This window comes from Nocardia aurantiaca (assembly GCF_009708175.1).
In the GTDB taxonomy this organism is placed as follows: Bacteria; Actinomycetota; Actinomycetes; order Mycobacteriales; family Mycobacteriaceae; genus Nocardia; species Nocardia aurantiaca.
The window spans coordinates 738,485-756,645 of sequence record NZ_WMBB01000001.1 but is presented as its reverse complement, the minus strand read 5'-3'; the positions used below and the strand labels follow the sequence as shown (position 1 = coordinate 756,645).

Annotated in this window: 17 protein-coding genes; 8 read left to right on the top strand and 9 right to left on the bottom strand. The window is 69.4% G+C overall.

All coding sequences use genetic code 11. The features are described 5' to 3' along the window. Nucleotides 1-61: 61 nt before the first annotated feature. The gene (locus tag GLP40_RS03220; protein ID WP_154786234.1) at nucleotides 62-2,890 is read right to left on the bottom strand and encodes a DEAD/DEAH box helicase; all 2,829 of its coding nucleotides are present in this window, start codon (nucleotides 2,888-2,890) and stop codon (nucleotides 62-64) included. Nucleotides 2,891-3,156: 266 nt separating this feature from the next. Here GLP40_RS03220 and GLP40_RS03215 point away from each other — a divergent pair, with 266 nt between their 5' ends. Together GLP40_RS03215 and GLP40_RS03210 are read left to right on the top strand one after the other, a co-directional pair. Next, on the top strand, nucleotides 3,157-3,519 hold the full coding sequence (locus GLP40_RS03215; protein WP_154786233.1) for a hypothetical protein: 363 nt from the start codon (nucleotides 3,157-3,159) through the stop codon (nucleotides 3,517-3,519). A 195-nt stretch (nucleotides 3,520-3,714) separates the two neighbouring features. Beyond that, nucleotides 3,715-4,362, top strand: a complete 648-nt coding sequence (locus tag GLP40_RS03210; protein WP_154786405.1) for an HNH endonuclease family protein — start codon at nucleotides 3,715-3,717, stop codon at nucleotides 4,360-4,362. Here the strand turns inward: GLP40_RS03210 and GLP40_RS03205 are convergent. After that, nucleotides 4,303-4,938 carry a TetR/AcrR family transcriptional regulator gene (locus GLP40_RS03205; protein WP_154786232.1) on the bottom strand — a complete coding sequence of 212 codons (636 nt, stop codon included), beginning with the start codon at nucleotides 4,936-4,938 and terminating at the stop codon, nucleotides 4,303-4,305. The genes GLP40_RS03210 and GLP40_RS03205 overlap by 60 nt on opposite strands. Before the next feature lie 54 nt (nucleotides 4,939-4,992). Between GLP40_RS03205 and GLP40_RS03200 the strand changes: the two genes are divergently transcribed. Beyond that, nucleotides 4,993-5,697, top strand: a complete 705-nt coding sequence (locus GLP40_RS03200; RefSeq protein ID WP_154786231.1) for a methyltransferase domain-containing protein — start codon at nucleotides 4,993-4,995, stop codon at nucleotides 5,695-5,697. Here GLP40_RS03200 and GLP40_RS03195 read toward each other — a convergent pair whose 3' ends face one another. The 3 genes from GLP40_RS03195 to GLP40_RS03185 all read right to left on the bottom strand — a co-directional run bounded on the left by GLP40_RS03195 (nucleotide 5,698) and on the right by GLP40_RS03185 (nucleotide 8,439). Then, nucleotides 5,698-6,555 (bottom strand): sulfurtransferase, encoded by an 858-nt coding sequence (locus GLP40_RS03195; protein WP_196054500.1) that lies wholly within the window; start codon nucleotides 6,553-6,555, stop codon nucleotides 5,698-5,700. A 70-nt stretch (nucleotides 6,556-6,625) separates the two neighbouring features. Continuing rightward, on the bottom strand, nucleotides 6,626-7,831 hold the full coding sequence (locus GLP40_RS03190; protein WP_154786229.1) for a benzoate/H(+) symporter BenE family transporter: 1,206 nt from the start codon (nucleotides 7,829-7,831) through the stop codon (nucleotides 6,626-6,628). 104 nt (nucleotides 7,832-7,935) lie between these two features. After that, complete coding sequence (locus GLP40_RS03185) at nucleotides 7,936-8,439, bottom strand: Lrp/AsnC family transcriptional regulator (protein WP_154786228.1); 504 nt, start codon at nucleotides 8,437-8,439, stop codon at nucleotides 7,936-7,938. Nucleotides 8,440-8,608: 169 nt separating this feature from the next. On the opposite strand from GLP40_RS03185, the gene pdhA reads away from it, so the two are divergent. Genes pdhA through GLP40_RS03170 form a run of 3 tightly spaced genes read left to right on the top strand, consistent with a single transcriptional unit; the run spans nucleotide 8,609 to nucleotide 12,111 of the window. Then, nucleotides 8,609-9,688, top strand: coding sequence for a pyruvate dehydrogenase (acetyl-transferring) E1 component subunit alpha (pdhA, locus tag GLP40_RS03180; protein WP_154786227.1), 1,080 nt, complete (start codon nucleotides 8,609-8,611; stop codon nucleotides 9,686-9,688). Next, the gene (locus GLP40_RS03175; protein ID WP_154786226.1) at nucleotides 9,685-10,671 is read left to right on the top strand and encodes an alpha-ketoacid dehydrogenase subunit beta; all 987 of its coding nucleotides are present in this window, start codon (nucleotides 9,685-9,687) and stop codon (nucleotides 10,669-10,671) included. Before pdhA ends, GLP40_RS03175 begins: the two co-directional genes overlap by 4 nt. Nucleotides 10,672-10,716: 45 nt before the next feature. Then, nucleotides 10,717-12,111, top strand: a complete 1,395-nt coding sequence (locus GLP40_RS03170; RefSeq protein ID WP_154786404.1) for a dihydrolipoamide acetyltransferase family protein — start codon at nucleotides 10,717-10,719, stop codon at nucleotides 12,109-12,111. A gap of 13 nt (nucleotides 12,112-12,124) precedes the next feature. On the opposite strand, the gene GLP40_RS03165 is transcribed toward GLP40_RS03170, so the two are convergent. After that, nucleotides 12,125-12,568, bottom strand: a complete 444-nt coding sequence (locus GLP40_RS03165) for an acyl-CoA thioesterase (RefSeq protein WP_154786225.1) — start codon at nucleotides 12,566-12,568, stop codon at nucleotides 12,125-12,127. A gap of 172 nt (nucleotides 12,569-12,740) precedes the next feature. After that, complete coding sequence (locus tag GLP40_RS03160) at nucleotides 12,741-13,697, bottom strand: AraC family transcriptional regulator (protein ID WP_154786224.1); 957 nt, start codon at nucleotides 13,695-13,697, stop codon at nucleotides 12,741-12,743. A gap of 211 nt (nucleotides 13,698-13,908) precedes the next feature. Between GLP40_RS03160 and GLP40_RS03155 the strand changes: the two genes are divergently transcribed. Continuing rightward, on the top strand, nucleotides 13,909-15,369 hold the full coding sequence (locus tag GLP40_RS03155) for an MFS transporter (RefSeq protein WP_154786223.1): 1,461 nt from the start codon (nucleotides 13,909-13,911) through the stop codon (nucleotides 15,367-15,369). 39 nt (nucleotides 15,370-15,408) lie between these two features. Here GLP40_RS03155 and GLP40_RS03150 read toward each other — a convergent pair whose 3' ends face one another. Then, nucleotides 15,409-15,945 (bottom strand): MarR family winged helix-turn-helix transcriptional regulator, encoded by a 537-nt coding sequence (locus GLP40_RS03150; RefSeq protein ID WP_154786222.1) that lies wholly within the window; start codon nucleotides 15,943-15,945, stop codon nucleotides 15,409-15,411. A gap of 60 nt (nucleotides 15,946-16,005) precedes the next feature. Here GLP40_RS03150 and GLP40_RS03145 point away from each other — a divergent pair, with 60 nt between their 5' ends. Then, nucleotides 16,006-17,448 (top strand): MFS transporter, encoded by a 1,443-nt coding sequence (locus GLP40_RS03145; protein WP_154786221.1) that lies wholly within the window; start codon nucleotides 16,006-16,008, stop codon nucleotides 17,446-17,448. 70 nt (nucleotides 17,449-17,518) lie between these two features. Here the strand turns inward: GLP40_RS03145 and GLP40_RS03140 are convergent, their stop codons facing one another. Beyond that, nucleotides 17,519-18,157: a Type 1 glutamine amidotransferase-like domain-containing protein gene (locus tag GLP40_RS03140; RefSeq protein WP_328289606.1), complete on the bottom strand. Its 639-nt coding sequence runs from the start codon at nucleotides 18,155-18,157 to the stop codon at nucleotides 17,519-17,521. Nucleotides 18,158-18,161: the final 4 nt, after the last annotated feature.

Sequence of the window (18,161 nt, the reverse complement as noted above, 5' to 3'; positions counted from 1 at the left end):
CACGGATCCGACCGATTCGGCGGGCGTCGATCCACCACCGGCCCGAGGCAAGGGCGGCGTGTCATTCACCGACCGCCTCCGATCCCAGCGCGAACAGCTCGCGCAACTCATCGTCACCGAGTTCGGTGATCCATTTCTCGCCGGAGCCGACGGTGAGGTCCGCGAGGTGGCTCTTGCCCTTCAGCATGTCGTCCACCCGCTCCTCGATGGTGTCGACGCAGATCAGCTTGCGGACCTGGACGTCGCGGCGCTGACCGATCCGGAACGCGCGGTCGGTGGCCTGGTTCTCGACCGCCGGATTCCACCAGCGGTCCAGGTGCACCACGTGATTGGCGGCGGTCAGGTTGAGGCCGGTGCCGCCGGCCTTGAGCGACAACAGCATGAGCGGCGCGCCGTCCTCCTCCTGGAAGCGGGTGACCATACCGTCGCGGCGCCGCTTGCTCACCCCGCCATGCAGGAACGGCACCTCCGCCCCGAAACGCTCGGACAGAAACGGCGCCAGCAGGTTTCCGAACTCCGCGAACTGCGTGAACAGCAGCGCCCGCTCGCCGTCGGCGATCACCGCCTCCAGAATGTCCTCCACCAGCGCCAGCTTCCCGGACCGGTGATGTCCGCGCCGCAGCAAGGCCGACCCGTCGTTGAGGAAATGCGCGGGATGGTTGCACACCTGCTTGAGCCGGGTCAGCGCGGCCAGCACCGCGCCCTTGCGCTCCATGCCCTCCGCGGCCTTCAGTTTGGCCGACATATCGTCCAGCACCGCCTGATACAACGCGGCCTGCTCCACGGTGAGATTGGCCCGCACCGTCATCTCGATCTTCTCCGGAAGATCCGAGATCACCGCCGGATCGGTCTTGACACGTCGCAGCACGAACGGCGAGGTGATGGCGCGCAGGCGGGTGACGGCGTTCTCGTCGTGCTCGCGCTCGATCGGCACCGCGAAGCGGGCGTGGAACTCCGCGGGCTTGCCCAGCAGCTTGGGATTGGCGAAATCCAGGATCGAGCGCAGTTCCTCGAGCCGATTCTCCACCGGGGTTCCGGTGAGCGCCAAGCGGTGTCGCGCGGGAACCAGCCGCGCCGCCCGCGCCTGCCGGGTCGCGGCGTTCTTGATGTGCTGGGCTTCGTCCAGGACGGTCCGGCGCCAGTCCGGCCGCTTCAGGTCCTCGACATCCCGGGCCAGCAGCGCGTAGGTGGTGATCACCAGATCCGAATTCGCCACCGCCGCAGCCAACTCCGCGCCGCGGCGGCGGCCGGCTCCGTGATGCACCAGCACGCGCAGATCCGGGGCGAACCGTTCGGCTTCGCGCTGCCAGTTGCCGACCACCGACATCGGACACACCAGCAGCGTCGGCCCGATCTTCACGGAGTCGATCGCGGCATCCGCTGTTTCACGCTCGTGCACCAGCAGGGCCAGCACTTGCACCGTCTTGCCGAGACCCATGTCGTCGGCCAGGATCGCACCGCATCCGAGTCTGCTCATGGTCGCCAGCCAGGTCAGCCCGCGCTGCTGATACGGCCGCAGCTGTGCCTTCAATCCGACCGGGTGCGGCACGGGTTCGATATTCCGCTCGCCGTCGAAAAGCTCCGCGGCCCAACCGGTCGCGGCGACCTCCTCCAGCGGCACCCCGATCACGGGATGCGCGGACAGCTCCGCGAACAGGCCGCCGATCGTGGTCTCGGTCTCGTCGGTGCGACCCGAGACGTAGTCGGCCGCGGCGGCCAGCATGCGGTGATCGGCCTGCACCCACTCCCCCCGCAGCCGCACCAGATCCGATTTCGCGTCCACCAGCCGCGACATCTCGGCGGGCGTCAGTACGGTATCGCCGAGCGCCAGCTCCCACCGGAAAGACACCAAACCCTCGAGCCCGACCGCGGTTTCGGTGGCAGCCGGGCTCTGCACCCGCAGTTTCATCGTGGGCGCGGCGACCCGCCAAGCCCGCGGCAGCAGCAGCCGCACCCCCGCCGCGCGCAGCGCGTTCGCCCCGTGCGCGACCAGATCCATGACCACCTCGGTGGGCAGGAACAGATCCATGCTGCGGGCATCGCCGGGCAGGTCCCGCAGCCGCGGATACGCCTGTTTGGCCGCCGCCAGCTTCTCCCCCGCAATCCGCATGATCTGCGGATCACCCGCTAGCGAAACCGGTTGCGGCGCTTCGCCTTCGTCGCGCAGGCACACCTCGAGCCGCCACAGCTCGCCCGGCTCCTCACCGTCCGGTTCCAGCAGCCGCAGCACCAGTTCCGGCTCGTCCGCGGTGAGACTGGTCCGCCAGTCGTCCAGCACCGACGCCAGCCGATGCGATCCGGTCTCCAACGGGGTGGCCCCGAGCAGCGCGGTCAGCAATGGATGCGACCCCGGCTCCGCGTCCGTCCCTTCCGGAATGCGCATGCGCGCGATCGGATCGGCCAGTTCCCCGGCGAGGTTCTCCAGCAGCTCGGCGGGCCGCCCCGCCACCTGCAACGCGGCCGGCATGGCCACGGCCAGCTCCGCCAGCCAGGCTCGCTGCCGCTGCCCGCCGACCAGCCGCCACCGCACCCACCACTGCCCGTCATCGCGCCGGACCTCCGGCACGATCCGCCCCGCCCGCACCCAGCGGTCCACTCCGCGCGCCACATGTCCCAGAAACCGCAGATCGCCCGCGACCGTCCCCACCGGGAGTTCCTGCAACAGAACCCGCGCGGCCCGCTCCGGCGCCAGCGCGTGCGCCCGCACCTGCGCCTTCTCCACCCCGTACTCCCCCGGGACCATCACCTGCGCCCGATGCCGCCACTTGGCCCCGCGAACGATCGCGCCCAACGGCTCCGGCAACCCTTGCGCATCCTCGGCCGTGACGTCCTCGCCCGGATCGTGCCACAGCACCAACCCGGACCCCGGCGACCACAGTCCGTGCAGCATCCGCCCATCCAATCAGCCACCACCGACAACCGGGTTTCAGGGTGCGAAGCGCCGGCGCGCTCGCCGGAGCCGGATCCCCCTTTATTTCTGATCAGAGACGGAACATACTGGATAAATCCGCAGGTCACCGCTCGCGTCGGTGTCGGTTGTGTCCGTTGCACGATGGTGTCGTGCGACGGATGGCGCAGTGCGGGGCGCACCCGACAATCCACCGCGACTCGATCCGAAGCCGTGGCACTTTCGAGACTGTAGGGAGGCCGTTGAAGATGACGATTCTGCTCCAAGTGCTCGAGCAGAGCTTCACGCCCACAACTCCGTGGGAACGGCGGAAATTCACCTTCGTGGACACGACGAAGATCGTGGGGATGCGCCTGGACGGACAGTCCGGGGTGTGGCTGGATCTGTCCCGGCCCGGCGAGTCGCAGCGCCTCGCCCGCACCGCGGATCCGCACGACTCCATCACTTTCCTGCTCACCGTCTTCGCCAAGATCGCCGAATGCGAGGAGCGGGGCGGCTCATGGCTGGTCGGCCATGACGGCGCGAGCGTGGATTCCATTGCGGCAACGCGCTTTCCGCCACAACTGTCGGAGACCGCAGCCGACGACATCCTGGCACACGCCTGGCTCTAGTCGGACGGACTCTCAGCGGCTTCGCCCCCGAACCCCTCGAGATTCCCGCGGACGCCCCGTTTCCACGAAGGGCCCCAGGGTGCGAAGTTCGCTCGACGGCACTGCCGGGCCCCCGGATGCGGTACACGTAATGCCGTGTGGCTCAAGGGTGGAACCGTCCTGCTCCGGCTGCTCGGCGCGGTGGTCGTCCTGCTCATGGTCCTCGGGTGCGAGTCCCTCGGGCAGGTGACACCGGCTCCGGGTAGCCCCACCCGCATCCAGCTCGAACGCCTGCTCGCGAGTGTGCGCAGTGTGCCCGCCCGGTCGCGACCGGGCGGTTACGAACGTGGCTGCGGCAGTGGGCAGGGGTGTGTATTCGGACCGGCGTGGACCGATGATCACGACGGTCCGGGCGGTCACGACGGCTGCGACAGCCGCAATACCGTGCTGGCCAGGCAGCTGGCGCGGGTGTCCTTCCGGCCCGGCAACGGTTGCGTGGTGGTATCCGGGTCGTTGAACGATCCGTACACCGGGCAGCGCATCGCCTTCGATCGCGCCGATGCCAAGGCCGTGCAGATCGATCACGTGTATCCGCTGGCCGCCGCCTGGGATCTGGGCGCATCCGGCTGGCCACTGCCACTGCGCGTACGTTTCGCCAACGACGTCGACTACAACCTGCTCGCGGTGGATGGAAAGGCCAACGAGGACAAGGGCGATCGCACGCCAGGCGACTGGTTGCCGCCCGCCCGTGCCAATCACTGCTTCTACGCGGGCAAGTACCTGATGGCCGCGAACCGGTACGGGCTACCCGTCACCACCGCCGACCGGGATGCCCTCGGGCGAGTCGCCCGCGCCTGCCCATAGCGTCGCGAAGCGCCGGTAGGCCTGTTCGGCCGTGAGCTCCTGGCGCGGATCCATGACCGATTCCAGCAACCCGTAGAGACCCCACGACAGAAATGCGAGGGTCGCGGCCGCCTCGACCGGATCCGATCCCAGCCGCGCACCCAGGTGCTCACTGAGCAGTTCGGCATACATCTGCCGGATCGACCGCAGCACAGTGGCGTTCGCCCGCTGACCGACCAGCGGCCGGTACACGTCGGGATGCGCGGCGATCAAGCGGAACAGGATCTCGACGGGCGCCAGCGGCGGCGGCTCGCCCTGATAGCGGGCCAGCTGCGCGGCAATCTCGGCCCGCACGTGCTCGATACAGCTGACCAGCAGCAGATCATCCTTGTCGCGGTAGTGCGCGTAGAAGGTGGAGCGCCCGACATCGGCGCGATCGATGATGTCCTGCACCGTGATCCGCGCGTACGACTGCTCCTGCATGAGCTCGATGAGCGCCCGGTGCAGCGCCGTCCGGGTGCGGCGGACGCGGCGGTCAGCGACGGCATCCGGGGCCGTTCCAGGACGGATCCGGTCCGAATGTCCGGAATCGTACATGGTTCCGGAAACTGCTTCTGTACTGGCCTTTCTCATCCTTCGATGATTGATCGCATGATCCAACAAAGGCAAGTGTCCAATATCGAGTCCCGGCCCGTCGGGGCCCTCATCACCTGGCCGCGCCGCTACCGGCTGCTCACCGACGTGTACTTCCTGGGCCGGGCCGGCAGCCTGGCGCGGTACTTCGCCACGACCAGCGGCATCCGCCCGGGCGATCACGCCATCGACATAGGCTGCGGCCCGGGGCGACTCGCCAATGAGCTGGCCCGCCAGGCCGGACCGCAGGGCCGAGCACTCGGCGTCGACCCGTCCCCGCAGATGATCGCCTACGCGACCGCCCACGCCGCCCCCAACTGCGCCTTCGACCTCGGCGCGGCCCAGTCGCTGCCCTACCCGGACGCCTCGTTCGATGTGGCGACCTCGACCTTCGCCATGCACCATATCGCCGAGCCGGAACGAAAGACCGCCCTGGCGGCCGTCTTCCGCGTCCTGCGCCCGGGCGGCCGCCTGCTGCTCGCCGACACCCACCCGACCACGGGCCTGCGCGGGCTCGCCATTCGCGCCATGGCCCAGCTGGCCGCGCACCGCGCCGGCGGCGGCCACGGACACTCGCATGACGGCGACGAGGCCGGGGACCCGCTGTCGGCGGTCGATATCCGCCGCTACCGCGACATGCTGGCCGCCGTCGGCTTCACGGCAATCGAATTCCGCACCGGCCCGTTCGCGACCGGCATCCTCACCGCCGTCAAACCCGACTGATCAGGCCGGTTCCGCGCCGGTGGCGGCCGGTCGCTTGGGGTCGTTGGACCACTGCGACCAGGATCCGGGGTAGAGCGCGGCGTCGATCCCGGCCACGGCCAGCGCTGCGACCTGGTGGGCGGCGGTGACGCCGGAGCCGCAGTACACCGCGACCGGTCCGGAGCCGAATCCCTCGAAACGGGAACGCAATTCGGTGAGCGACTTGAATTGCCCCGCGGCGGTGAGGTTCTCGGCGGTCGGCGCGCTCACCGCACCCGGAATGTGCCCGGCACGCGGATCGACCGGCTCCAGCTCGCCGCGGTAGCGCTCGCCCGCGCGGGCATCCAGCAGCAGGCCCTGCCAGCCGGCCGCGCCATCGGCGTCGATGGTCGGCATATTGCCCGGCGACAGCACCACGGCGCCCGGCTCCGGGGCGGGTTCATCACCGGCGACGACCTTGCCGCCGGCCTGCTCCCACGCGGGCAGTCCGCCGTCGAGAAGGCGCACATCGGCCATGCCGCCCCAGCGCAGCAGCCACCAGGCCCGCGCCGCGGCCATGCCGCCGGTGGCGTCGTAGACGACCACGGTGTCCCCGTCGGACACGCCCCAGCTGCGCGCGCACTTCTGCAGGTGCGCCAGGTCCGGCATGGGGTGACGGCCCTTGGCGGCGGAGGGCGGATCCGCGAGTTCGGTTTCCAGGTCGACGAATACCGCGCCCGGAATATGGCCGTCCAGATAGTGCTGCGGACCGTCCGGATCCCCCAGCGCCCACCGCACATCCAGCAATCGCAACCGGCTGCCGCCGTCGCCCAGCAGGTCCGCAAGCTCCGCAACCGAAATCAGCACCGAACTCAAGCCAACTCCTCTACGCCGATTCATCGCCCTGTGAAGCCGAACCATCCCACCCTAGCCACCGTCGGCCGCACCCCGCAGCCGTCCGCCCGTCGTGTTATTTCGCCGGGGGCAGGAACCAGCGCACCAGCAACCCCGCGACCAGCGCCCAGAAGGCCGCCCCGATGCCGAGCAGAGAGACGCCGGAGGCGGCCACCAGGAAGGTGAGCGCGGCCGCGGAACGATGGGCGGCGGGCGTCAACGCGGCGGTCAGCGCAGCCGCCAGCGTGGCGATGAGGGCAAGGCCCGCAACGGTTTCCAGCACACCCTTGGGCGCGGCGGCCACTAACATCACCAACGCACCCGAGGCCAGTGCGAGCACCAGATACACGCAGCCCGCGGTGAGCGCGGCGATCCATCGGCGCTTCGGATCCGGATGCGCGGACGGCGCCGCGGACAGCGCGGCACTGATGGCCGCCAGGTTGATGGCATGCCCGCCCGCGGGCGCGCCGAGCATGGTGCCCAGGCCGGTGACCGTCATCGCCGCCCGCCACGGCACCTGATAGTCGAAGGTCTTCATGACCGCTGTGCCCGGAATGTTCTGCGCGGCCATGGTCACGATGTACAGCGGCACCGCGACGCCGATTATGGCCTGCCAACTCCAGTGCGGCACCGTCCATTCCACCCGCGGCGCCAGGGCCGAAAGGTCCAGGCGACGATGGGTCACGGCGATGTCGACCCCCGCGCCGACGGCCGCGACGGCGAAGGCGGCCAGCACCGACCAGCGCGGTGCGCACCGTTGCAGCACAAGCCAGGTGGCGATGACCGGCACCACCACGGCAGGGCTCACCGGCAGCGCCTTCACCGGCGCGAGGCACATGGGCAGCAGCACCCCGGCCAGCATGGCCTGCGCGATCTCCACCGGAATCGCCGCGATCAGCGCGCCCAGCCGCTGCCAGAACCCGGTCAGCACAATGAGAGCGCCCGCCACCGCGAACGCGCCCACCGCCGCGGCCCAGCCGCCGGACACCGCCCCGGTGCTCGCCAGCAGCGCCGCGCCCGGCGTGGACCAGGCCAGTGTGATCGGCATTCGATACCGCCGGCTCAGCACGATCATGCCGACCGCCTGGGTCACGCAGACCGCGAGCAGCCCGGAGGCGGCCTGCGCGGAAGTCGCGCCCATGGCGGTCAAGCCCGCCAGCACCACCGCGAACGAGCTGGTGAATCCGACGAGCGCGGTGACGATTCCGGCCCCGATGGGCTGGCCCATCCCGGCTGCGCGCGGGCTCTCGACCCTCGCAGCACTGGTGACACTGGTTCTCATCGAGTCATCGTCGCGATCCGGTCACCCCACGGTCAGCGGCCAATCCCCCGAAACTGGACTGAAATGCACACCGAGAGTCACAAACGGTCGGCATCTGCGACCGGTCACGCCGCACCATCGGCGTTGGCCAGACGCTCCAGCAGCGGCGTGACGCGCGGACCCACCAGCCGACGCATGACCAGCGCCATATTGGTGCGCTCCACACCTTGGATCTTCAGGATGCTGCCGGTCAGGCGGTACAGACCATCGGCATCGGCGGCGACCACCCGGACCATCAGATCGGTCGGCCCGGTCATGCCGCAGACCTCGGTGACCTCCGGAATCTCGGCCAGGTCGGCAACCACCGAGTCGAGCCGATGCTGATCCACGACCACCGCCACGAAGGCCGCCAAGGGATAGCCCAGCGCCCGGGGATCGACTCGGCGCTCGAAGCTGGCGAGCATCCCGCCCGTCTCCCAGCGCGCCAGCCTGGCCTGCACCGTATTGCGCGAAAGGCCCAAGCGCGCGGCCAATTCCACGCCGGTCGCGCGGGGGCTGGCCACCAGCTCCAGCAACAGCCGGGCATCGGTGGCGTCCAGCGGGGCAGAAATGGGCTCCCTGCTGCTCATGAGGCTCAGTATGACACTGGCAACGGGCCGTCGACCGTGCATTCTGCACAGTTCTGCGCGGTGTGCTTGCACAGATCGCTCAGCGGAGGATGCTGTGTGTTACAGGACACACATCGGTTGCTCACGGGACACAATCCCCAGGCGACACCGGTGTCAGGAGGCGATATCCATGCCCGAGAAGAACACCTATCCGGTGCAGCTCGTACAACCCGACGGCCATCGCGTACTGGATCGCGTACACGCCCCGCTCGTCGCCGATATCGACGGCGCCCGACTCCGAGCCATGTACACCGATATGGTCGTGGCCCGGCGCATCGACACCGAGGCCACCGCCCTGCAACGGCAGGGACAGCTCGGACTCTGGCCGCCGCTGTTGGGCCAGGAGGCCGCCCAGATCGGCTCGGCCCATGCCCTCGCCCCCGACGACTACGTGTTCTGCAGCTACCGGGAGGCGGGCGTCGCCTACTGCCGTGGCGTCGCGCCGGAGGACCTCACCCGGCTCTGGCGCGGTGCGGCCCATTCCTGCTGGGACCCCGACACGGTCAAGATGACCAATCCCGCGATCGTGGTGGGCTCGCAGGGGCTGCACGCCACGGGGTACGCCTACGCCGCGCACCTGGAAGGCGCCGAGATCGCCACCATCGCCTACTTCGGCGACGGCGCGACCAGCCAGGGCGATATCGCCGAGGCGCTCGGGTTCGCGGCGAGCTGGAGCGCGCCGGTGGTGTTCTTCTGCCAGAACAACCACTGGGCGATCAGCGCGCCGGTACGCGTGCAGAGCGCCACCCCGATCGCGCGGCGCGCCCTCGGATACGGCATTCCCGGCGTACAGGTGGACGGCAATGACGCGCTCGCCGTCCTGGCCGTGACCCGGCAGGCCCTGCGGCGTGCCCGGGCGGGCGGCGGGCCGAGTTTCATCGAGGCCATCACCTATCGGATGGGTCCGCACACCACCGCCGACGACCCCACCCGCTACCGCACCGCCGCGGAACTCGAGATCTGGCAGCACCGCGATCCCATCGACCGGCTGAAGCGGCTGCTCGAGCGAGAAGGACTGTGGGACAGCGCGTTCGAGGCCACCGTGGCCGAGCGCGCCGACGCGGTCGCGGCCCGGTTGCGCAATGCCACGCTCACCATGCCCGATCCGGAACCCCTGGCACTGTTCGACCACGTGTACGCCACGCCGCATCGCCTGATCGACGAGGAACGCCGCGAGTACGCCGCCTACCTGGAGGGAGCCGGACGATGAAGACCACCTTCGCTGGAGCCATCAATTTCGGACTTCGCCGCGCGCTGGAGGACGATCCGAAGGTCGTGCTGATGGGTGAGGACATCGGGCGCCTGGGCGGGGTCTTCCGGGTCACCGACAAGCTGCAGAAGGATTTCGGCAACAACCGCGTCATCGACACTCCGCTGGCCGAATCCGGAATCGTGGGAACGGCTTTCGGAATGGCATTGCGCGGACTGCGGCCGGTATGTGAAATCCAGTTCGACGGATTCGTTTATCCAGCCTTCGACCAGATCGTCTCGCAGGTCGCGAAAATCCACTTCCGCACCGGTGGAAGAGTCGTCGCGCCCATCACCATTCGCATTCCGTTCGGCGGCGGCATCGGCTCGGTGGAGCACCATTCGGAATCCCCGGAAGCGTATTTCGCGCACACCGCGGGACTGCGGGTGGTCTCGCCCAGCAATCCGGCCGACGCGTATCTGATGATCCGCCAGGCCATCGCTCTCGACGATCCGGTGATCTTCTTCGAACCCAAGCGACGGTACTGGGACAAGGCCGAGGTGGATTTCGACCGGCTGGACCGCGAGGCCGGCCGATCGGCACTCGACCAGGCCCGGGTCTGCGCCAGCGGCGCGGACGCCACCATCGTGGCCTACGGCGGCACCGTGGCCACCGCGCTGACCGCCGCCGATATCGCGGCGTCGGAAGGACATTCGATCGAGGTGATCGACCTGCGCAGTCTGTCCCCGATCGATTTCGACACCGTCGAAACCTCGGTGCGGAAAACCGGGCGGCTCATCGTGGTGCATGAGGCGCCAGTATTCGCCGGGTTGGGAGCGGAAATCGCGGCGCGTATCACGGAACGCTGCTTTTACTATCTGGAATCGCCGATATTGCGCGTCGGTGGCTTCGACATCCCCTATCCCCCGGCTAAACTCGAGCGGCACCACCTGCCCGACCCCGATCGCATTCTCGCCGCGGTCGATCGCTCGCTCGCCGCCTAACGGTTACGCCACGGAGGAAGCCCGGTGGAAGATCAGCAGCAGGTCATGGAATTCCGTTTGCCCGATCTCGGCGAGGGATTGGCCGACGCGGAATTGGTGTCGTGGTCGGTCGCGGTCGGCGACACGGTAGCTCTGAACCAGGTCGTCGCGGAGGTCGAGACGGCCAAGGCGCAGGTGGCGCTGCCCAGCCCGTACGCGGGCACGGTGCTGGACCTGCTGGCGGAACCGGGCGACACCGTGCCGGTCGGCGCGCCGCTCATCCGAATCGGGGTGGCGGCGCGGGCGAGCACGGCCGCGGAGACGAGCGCCGGGCAGGAGACGACCACCGGCGCCGAGGCACCGGCCGACCGGCAGTCCGTACTGGTCGGCTACGGCCCCGACAGCGAGCCGGTGTCCCGCCGCGCGGCCCGGGCCACCGCCGCGAAAATGACTGATAAGAAGACCTTTCCGAGTCCCCGAGCCATGGGCTCCGACGGCACCGAGGGGCTCGGCAATTCGGCGCCGGCCGGACGGCCCGCCGCCACACCCGCCGCCCGGAAACTGGCCCGCGAGATCGGCATCGATCTGGCGGCGGTGATCGGTACCGGGCCGCAGGGCGCGGTCACCGTGGAGGACCTGCACGGCATGCGGCCGGAAGCCCTTGGCACGGGCCACATTCCGATCCACACCCCGCCACCGCATCCCGCGCCCGAGGTGCCGCCCATGCACCCGGCGGCAGGGGGTCGCATCACCCCGGCCGAGCGCGAAACCCGAACGCCCATCAGCGGAATCCGCAAGCGCACCGCCGCTGCCATGGTGTCCAGCGCCCAGCACATTCCGCAGGCCAGCGCGTTCGTGACCGCGGATTTCACCGCGTCCATGGAGCTGCTGGAGCATCTGCGGTCCACCCCCAGCTTCACCGGCCTGACCCTCACCCCGCTGGCGCTGGTCGCGCGCGCCGCGCTGGCGGCGCTCACCGAGTTCCCGCAGATCAATTCGGCCTGGGACGAGGCCAATCAGGAGATCGTCACCAAGCACTACGTGAACCTGGGCATCGCGGTCGCCACCGAGCGCGGGCTGCTGGTGCCGAATCTCAAGGAGGCGCAGGAGTTCACGCTGCGCGACCTGTGCCTGGAGATCGCCGGGGTGGCCGCCACGGCGCGGGCCGGCACCGCCACGCCCGCCGCCCTGACGGGCGGGACCTTCACCATCACCAATGTCGGCGTCTTCGGCGTGGATACCGGTGTGCCGCTGGTGAATCCGGGCGAGGCCGCCATCCTGTGCCTGGGTTCCATCCGCAAGCGCCCGTGGGTGCACCGCGACGAACTGGCCGTGCGCTGGGTGACCAGCCTGGGGCTCAGCTTCGACCACCGCATGATCGACGGTGAGCAGGGCTCGCGCTTCCTGGCGAACGTCGCGACGCTGCTGGAGGATCCGCTGACCCTGCTCGGCCGGGTCTAGACCTCGGTCGCGGCTAGCTCCCGGTTGCCTCGGCGACCACCAGCGGCTCGGCGGCCGCGCGGATGACCGCCGGGATCGGCACCGGCTTGCGGGTCTGCTCGTCGACGTAGACGTGGGTGAAGGTGCCGGTGGCGACCAGTTCCAGGCTCTGTCCGGCGTCGCGGAAGATGGCGAGCTCGTAATTGATGCTGGAATTGCCCAGTCGCGCGATCCGGATGCCCACCTGCAGCATGTCCGGGAAGCTGATCGAGCCCAGGAACTTGCATGAGGTCTGCGCCACCACGCCGATGGCGTGCAGGTTCCGGATATCGGTGCCGGTGGCGCTGATCAGCCACGCGTTCACGGCCGTGTCGAAGTACGAGTAGTACGTCACGTTGTTGACGTGACCGTAGTGGTCGTTGTCGGCCCACCGTGTCGGCACCGGCCAGAGCACCGGGTATGGCTGTGGCTGTGTCATTTTGCCCTCCGCTTCGCTCCGGGCGGATTCGCGGCCCCGAAGTCTCGATTCTTCCCTCCCTCCGCTCCTCCGCTCCGGTCGGTCCAGAATCGAGACGGCCGCGAACTTCGAGTAGGGGGCATGCCGAAAGACGAACCTTAGCCGCTCTGCCCGCCGGCACTGTGTGTGGCGGTCAGGCGGAGCGTTCGTCAGGGGTGGCGCGGTGGTCCCGGGGGCTGATGCCGTAGTGCCGTTTGAAAGCGGTGGACAGGGCGAAAGCGCTGCCGTAGCCGACCCGGCGGGCGATGGATTCCAGAGTGGCGTCGGATTCGTGCAGCAGATCCGCGGCCAGGGCCAGCCGCCAGTCGGTGAGGAAGGCCATGGGCGGCTCATCCACCAGTTCAGTGAAGCGGCGGGCCAGCGCGGCCCGGGAGACGCCGACCTCGGCGGCCAGCGAGGCGACCGTCCACGGATGCGCCGGATTGTGCTGCATGAGGCGCAGGGCCTTGCCGACCAGCGGGTCGCCATAGGCGTGATACCAGGCGGGGGCGTCGGAGCGGGAGAACCAGGCGCGCAGGGCGGCGATGAGCAGCAGATCCAATAGTCGGTCCAGCATGGCGCCCTGGGCGGGCAGGTCCTTGGCGGCCTCGTCGACCAGCAGATCCAGCACCCGGGAATCGATTTCGCCGCGGCCCAGCACCGCGATGGGCGGCAATGCGCGCAGCAGCCGGCGGCCGGCCGCGGACTCGTGCTCGTAGGTGCCGGTGACCAGCACGGTCTCCGCGTCGGCGCTCGTGCCCCAGCTGCGCACGCCCAAACTCAGTGCCTCGCACAGCACTTCGCCATCCATGGTGGTGGTGACATTGCCGGGTTCGATGAGGACCTGCGGCGGCGTGGCCGGATCGTCGGCGACGGTGTAGTGATCGGGTCCCCGCACGATGGCGATATCGCCGGTGCGCAGCTGCCGCGGCGGAGTCGGGCTGCCGCCCTTGGGGTCCGGGATCACCCAGCCGCCGCCGCGCACGACGGCCACCAGGGTCAGCGGGGCCTCGTCGCGGATGCGCAGGGACCAGGGCGGGTCGAACGACGAGCGCATGACGAAGGCGGCTCGCGCGCGTGGTCCTTCGAGCAGGCTGGCCAACGCATCCATACCGAAGACGATGGCAAATGCCCGTGTCGTTCTCAACCGTGTTCGCTGTTCGACGACCGGCAAACCGGCCAGGTGTCGGCGCCCTCTCCTGGACTGAAGAGCAAACGGGTTGTACCGCAGATGTTTCGGACCGCGGCCCGCGGCGTCGATGAAGCCGCCCAGGGTTGTGTAAACCGTGGAGATGCCGGGCGCACCCGGTAGCGTCGTACCGATGGCCGCTACGACGCCCGCTCCTCGGATCCGTAATGCACGCCTGGCGCTGTTCGCGGTATTCGGCCTCAACGGGATGCTCTCGGCCGTCTGGATCGTGCACATCCCGGCCGTCACCGGACGCGCCAGCGTGTCACCCACCACCCTGGGCATGCTGATCCTGCTCATGGCGGCCTGTGCCATCATCGGTATGCAGGCCGCCGGCCCGCTGGCGGACCGGCTGGGCAGCCGCACCCTGACCGCGGCCGCCGCCACCCTGCTGGCACTGGCCCTGCTCGGTCCGGCCTACGCCGCCTCACCGGTAACCCTCGGACTGACCTTGTGCGTCTTCGGTTTCGCCAACGGCGCGATCGACGTGTCCATGAACGCGCAGGCCGTCCATATCGAGCGCGCCTACGCCCGACCCATCATGTCGGCCTTCCACGCGTTCTTCTCCTGCGGCGGCTTCCTCGGCTCCGCCTTCGGCGCCGCCACGCAGCATGCCCACTGGCCGATCCACCTCACCTTCGGGCTCTCCACCGCTTTCGGGCTGGCCACCATCGGCGCCGCGATTCCCAGACTCCTCCCTCACGCGGAGTCAACCGTGGCGGGCGCTCACACCGCCGACCCCGGCCCCGAACCGGCCCAGCACTTCCCAGCGATATCCGGAGACACGGACCCGATCCGCGGCGATGGTCAGTCGACGGCGCCCACTGCCCGCGACACCGCTGCGCCCATCGCGAAGCCCATCCCGGACGCGGCGCTCGCCCCGGAGCGAACCACCGACGATCCAATGGCCCAGCGGGCCGGCGCGCAACCCGGCCCGGCTCGAATGGGCGGCGGCGAGCACCCGCACGCTCCCCGGCCCCTGCGGCCGGAGCCGATAGCCGCCGAAGCGGGTGCCGACGCCGCACCGCGGATCGGGCGAAAGGTGCTGGCGCTGGGGTTGATCGCGTTCGCGCTGCTGATGGCCGAGGGGGTCGCGGCGGATTGGAGTGCGCTGCAGGTGAAGGGCCGGCTCGGGGTGGACGCGGGCACCGCCGCGCTGGCGTTCACCGGATTCTCGCTGGCCATGACGCTCGGCCGGTTCGGGACGGACCGGGTGAGCGGACGGTTCGGGCGGGTGGCCATCGTGCGCTGGGGAACGCTGCTGGCGGCCATCGGTTTCGGGCTGGTCGTCACCTCCGGCCGGCTTCCGCTCACGCTGCTGGGGTGGACGCTGTGCGGCGTCGGCCTGTCCGGCGGGGTGCCGCAGGTGTTCACGGCGGCCGGAAATCTGGGCTCGGGCACCGCCGCCACCGATATGTCGCGAGTATTCGGACTCGGATATGTGGGATTGCTGGCCGGTCCCGCGATCATCGGGTGGCTCGACAAGGCATTGCCGCTCACCGCCGCGATGGCGGTGCCGCTGCTGGCAATGCTGTTGTGCGCCTGGGGCGCTCACGCCGTCGCCGCGCCCACCCGAGCATCCGCGGACCGGTGACACCGGACCTGGGACAACTCGTGGCAACGGCCGGGCGGGTCAGGCGCTGCGGCTCGGCCGGTCCCGCACGGTCGCACCGAGGTCGCCGATGAATTCGGCGTGGTCCAGGAAGTCGTCGACCATGCGATGGTTGAGGACGGCCAGGGCTTCGAGATCCTCGGTGGTCCAGTCGGCGAGGGCCTCGCGCATCCAGCCGCGCAGGACCTCCCGCACGGCTTCGACCGCACGCCTACCGGCAGCGGTCGGGCGGACCCGCTGGGCGCGGCGGTCGTCCGGGTCGGGCACCCGCTCGACATAGCCCGCCTTCTCGAGGCGCTGGATCTGGCGGCTCACGTGCGGAGCCTCCACATCGAGGCGGGTGGCGAGTTCGCCGAGGCGCATGGGTTCGTCGGCGTCGGCGAGCAGGCGCAGCAACGGCACACTGGCCCGATCCATGGTGAGCCCGCACTGGACCATGGCTTGGTCGTGGCGGCGGACTCTGGTCAGCAGATAGGCGACGCGGGCCAGCGCGCGTTCCAGTTCCACGATGTGAGCTGCATCAACTTCAACGGCGGGAGTGGCTTCCGGTCGCGGCATGTGGTTATCTTACGAAACCCCATTTACTTAATTTTGGTAAGTAAACCAAAGGAACGCCGCATGACAACGACCGCTGTCGGTCAGGTCGAAGGGACCAAACCCGAAGACCACACGAAGACTCACCTCGGCCTGACCTTGCTCGCGCTGTGCGCGGCCGGTCTGGTCGTGTCGCTGCAGCAGACCGTCGTGATTCCGCTGCTGCCGCGCTTCATCACCCAGCTGCACACCGATGTCGCCGGCGTCACCTGGCTTTTCACCGCCGCCCTGCTCTCCGGCGCGGTTGCCACACCATTGCTCTCCCGCTTCGGCGATATGTACGGCAAGAAGCCCATGGTGATGGTCGCCATGGGGGTGCTGATCGCAGGCTCGGTCGTCTGCGCCTTCGCCACCTCGCTGTCCGTCTACATCGTCGGCCGCGCCCTGCAGGGCATCTCCTCGGCCATGATCCCGCTCGCCATCGGCATCATTCGCGACACCTTCCCGCGCGAAAGACTGGTCAGCGCAATCGGAATCGTCTCCGGCACCATGGGCGTCGGCGGCACCATCGGTCTGCTGGCCACCGGCGTCATCGCCGACCACACCACCAACCCGCATCCGGTCTTCTGGCTGACCGCGGTCCTGGGCGTGATCGCCACCGTGCTGATCCAGGTGAGCGCCAAGAACAACGGCGTCCGTCACGGCGGCAAGCCCGACTTCGTCGGCGCGGCACTGCTGGCCGCCCTGCTGGTCTGCCTGCTGCTGGGTATCAGCGAGGGCCCGCGCTGGGGCTGGGGCTCCGGCTCGGTCATCGCCCTGTTCGTGGCCGCCGCCGTGCTCACCGCCGTCTGGGTGTTCGTGGAGCTCCAGGTCGAGCAGCCGCTGGTGCGCCTGCAACTGCTGGTCGGCCCGCAGTCACTGTCGGCCAACCTGGCCTCCGCGCTGCTCGGCTTCTCCATGTTCGGCGCGTTCTCGCTGGTGTCCAACTTCATTCAGACCCCGGCGGACAAGGTCGGCTACGGCCTGTCCGGCACCGTGCTCTCGGTCGGCCTCTACGGCATTCCGAGCGCGGCGCTCATGACCTTCTTCTCCTTCAACACCGGCCGCATCTCCGCCAAGATCGGTCCGGCCTACACCCTGGCCATCGGCGCGGTGTTCGCCGGTCTGTCCATGGGCTGGCTGGCCATCTCGCACGATCACAAGTTCGACATGATCATGGCGAATGTGCTGCAGGGCACCGGTTTCGGCATCGGCTACGCGGCGCTGGGCACCCTGGCCGTGCAGCACGTGCCGATGAGTGAGAGCGGCATCGCCTCCGGCATCAACTCGCTGGTGCGCACCGCCGGCGGCTCGATCGCCGGCGCGGTCACAGGCTCGATCCTGACCGCCCATGTCCTGCACCTCGGCCCGCACGCCGCCGTGCCGACCGAGGGCGCCTACGTCGCCAGCTTCGTGACCCTGGCCGTCGGCGCCTTCGGTGCGGCCGCGGTAGCTCTCGGCCACGGCCTGCGTCATAAGGGCTACTGACCGACTGCCGGGCAGAACAGGCCCGCGCACGCCGACAGCGTGCGCGGGCCTCTCCCATGCCGGACCCCCTTCAGGTCAGCAACTCGGTGCGATCGCCGTCGACGACAACGACATGGTCGTCGGTCAGCGCCCAGTGCGGAACGCCCCCGGAGGCATACTCGCGCACCAGTTTTCGAGACAAGCCCGCGGGGTCGGTCGGTGAATCCAGGTGCGGGACGATGCGGTGATCGACCAGACCCAGCCCGTCCCACCGGGGTTCGACACCGCAGGCGGTACGGACCTCGTCCGGGTCGTCGATGGATTCGATGCCGTGCAGGTCGGGGGTCATGACGCAGGCGCCCGCGCTGTAGCCCGCGTAGACCAGGACGTCCTGCGCGAGGAGCGTCGCCAGGGCGAGATCGGCTCCACTGCGGGCGAATTGGGCGCGCAGCACGAAGGTATTGCCGCCGCGCACCCACGCCATCGGGTACTCGCGCAGTCGCCGCTCGACCTCGACCGGGCGGCCGATGTAGTCGCGCAGGTCCAGCACGTCGGGCTGGAAACCCAAGCGGCGCAGGGGCACCAGGTCACTGGTGACCGCGCCCTGCCAGGCCGAGGGCCAGGCGTCGCAGGCATTGGCGATAACGGCCACCCGGCCCGGGACGCCGACCAGATCGAGCAATCGCTGCTGGTGCGCGCCGAAGCGGTAGCTGGACAGGAACAGTCGCACGAAC

What these genes read in the sequence shown, in the direction of transcription:
- GLP40_RS03220 (WP_154786234.1), bottom strand. Translation starts at nt 2,890, where the DNA reads ATGCTGCACGGACTGTGGTCGCCGGGGTCCGGGTTGGTGCTGTGGCAC.
- GLP40_RS03215 (WP_154786233.1), top strand. Translation starts at nt 3,157, where the DNA reads ATGACGATTCTGCTCCAAGTGCTCGAGCAGAGCTTCACGCCCACAACT.
- GLP40_RS03210 (WP_154786405.1), top strand. Translation starts at nt 3,715, where the DNA reads ATGGTCCTCGGGTGCGAGTCCCTCGGGCAGGTGACACCGGCTCCGGGT.
- GLP40_RS03205 (WP_154786232.1), bottom strand. Translation starts at nt 4,938, where the DNA reads ATGTACGATTCCGGACATTCGGACCGGATCCGTCCTGGAACGGCCCCG.
- GLP40_RS03200 (WP_154786231.1), top strand. Translation starts at nt 4,993, where the DNA reads ATGATCCAACAAAGGCAAGTGTCCAATATCGAGTCCCGGCCCGTCGGG.
- GLP40_RS03195 (WP_196054500.1), bottom strand. Translation starts at nt 6,555, where the DNA reads ATGAATCGGCGTAGAGGAGTTGGCTTGAGTTCGGTGCTGATTTCGGTT.
- GLP40_RS03190 (WP_154786229.1), bottom strand. Translation starts at nt 7,831, where the DNA reads ATGAGAACCAGTGTCACCAGTGCTGCGAGGGTCGAGAGCCCGCGCGCA.
- GLP40_RS03185 (WP_154786228.1), bottom strand. Translation starts at nt 8,439, where the DNA reads ATGAGCAGCAGGGAGCCCATTTCTGCCCCGCTGGACGCCACCGATGCC.
- pdhA (WP_154786227.1), top strand. Translation starts at nt 8,609, where the DNA reads ATGCCCGAGAAGAACACCTATCCGGTGCAGCTCGTACAACCCGACGGC.
- GLP40_RS03175 (WP_154786226.1), top strand. Translation starts at nt 9,685, where the DNA reads ATGAAGACCACCTTCGCTGGAGCCATCAATTTCGGACTTCGCCGCGCG.
- GLP40_RS03170 (WP_154786404.1), top strand. Translation starts at nt 10,717, where the DNA reads ATGGAATTCCGTTTGCCCGATCTCGGCGAGGGATTGGCCGACGCGGAA.
- GLP40_RS03165 (WP_154786225.1), bottom strand. Translation starts at nt 12,568, where the DNA reads ATGACACAGCCACAGCCATACCCGGTGCTCTGGCCGGTGCCGACACGG.
- GLP40_RS03160 (WP_154786224.1), bottom strand. Translation starts at nt 13,697, where the DNA reads ATGGATGCGTTGGCCAGCCTGCTCGAAGGACCACGCGCGCGAGCCGCC.
- GLP40_RS03155 (WP_154786223.1), top strand. Translation starts at nt 13,909, where the DNA reads ATGGCCGCTACGACGCCCGCTCCTCGGATCCGTAATGCACGCCTGGCG.
- GLP40_RS03150 (WP_154786222.1), bottom strand. Translation starts at nt 15,945, where the DNA reads ATGCCGCGACCGGAAGCCACTCCCGCCGTTGAAGTTGATGCAGCTCAC.
- GLP40_RS03145 (WP_154786221.1), top strand. Translation starts at nt 16,006, where the DNA reads ATGACAACGACCGCTGTCGGTCAGGTCGAAGGGACCAAACCCGAAGAC.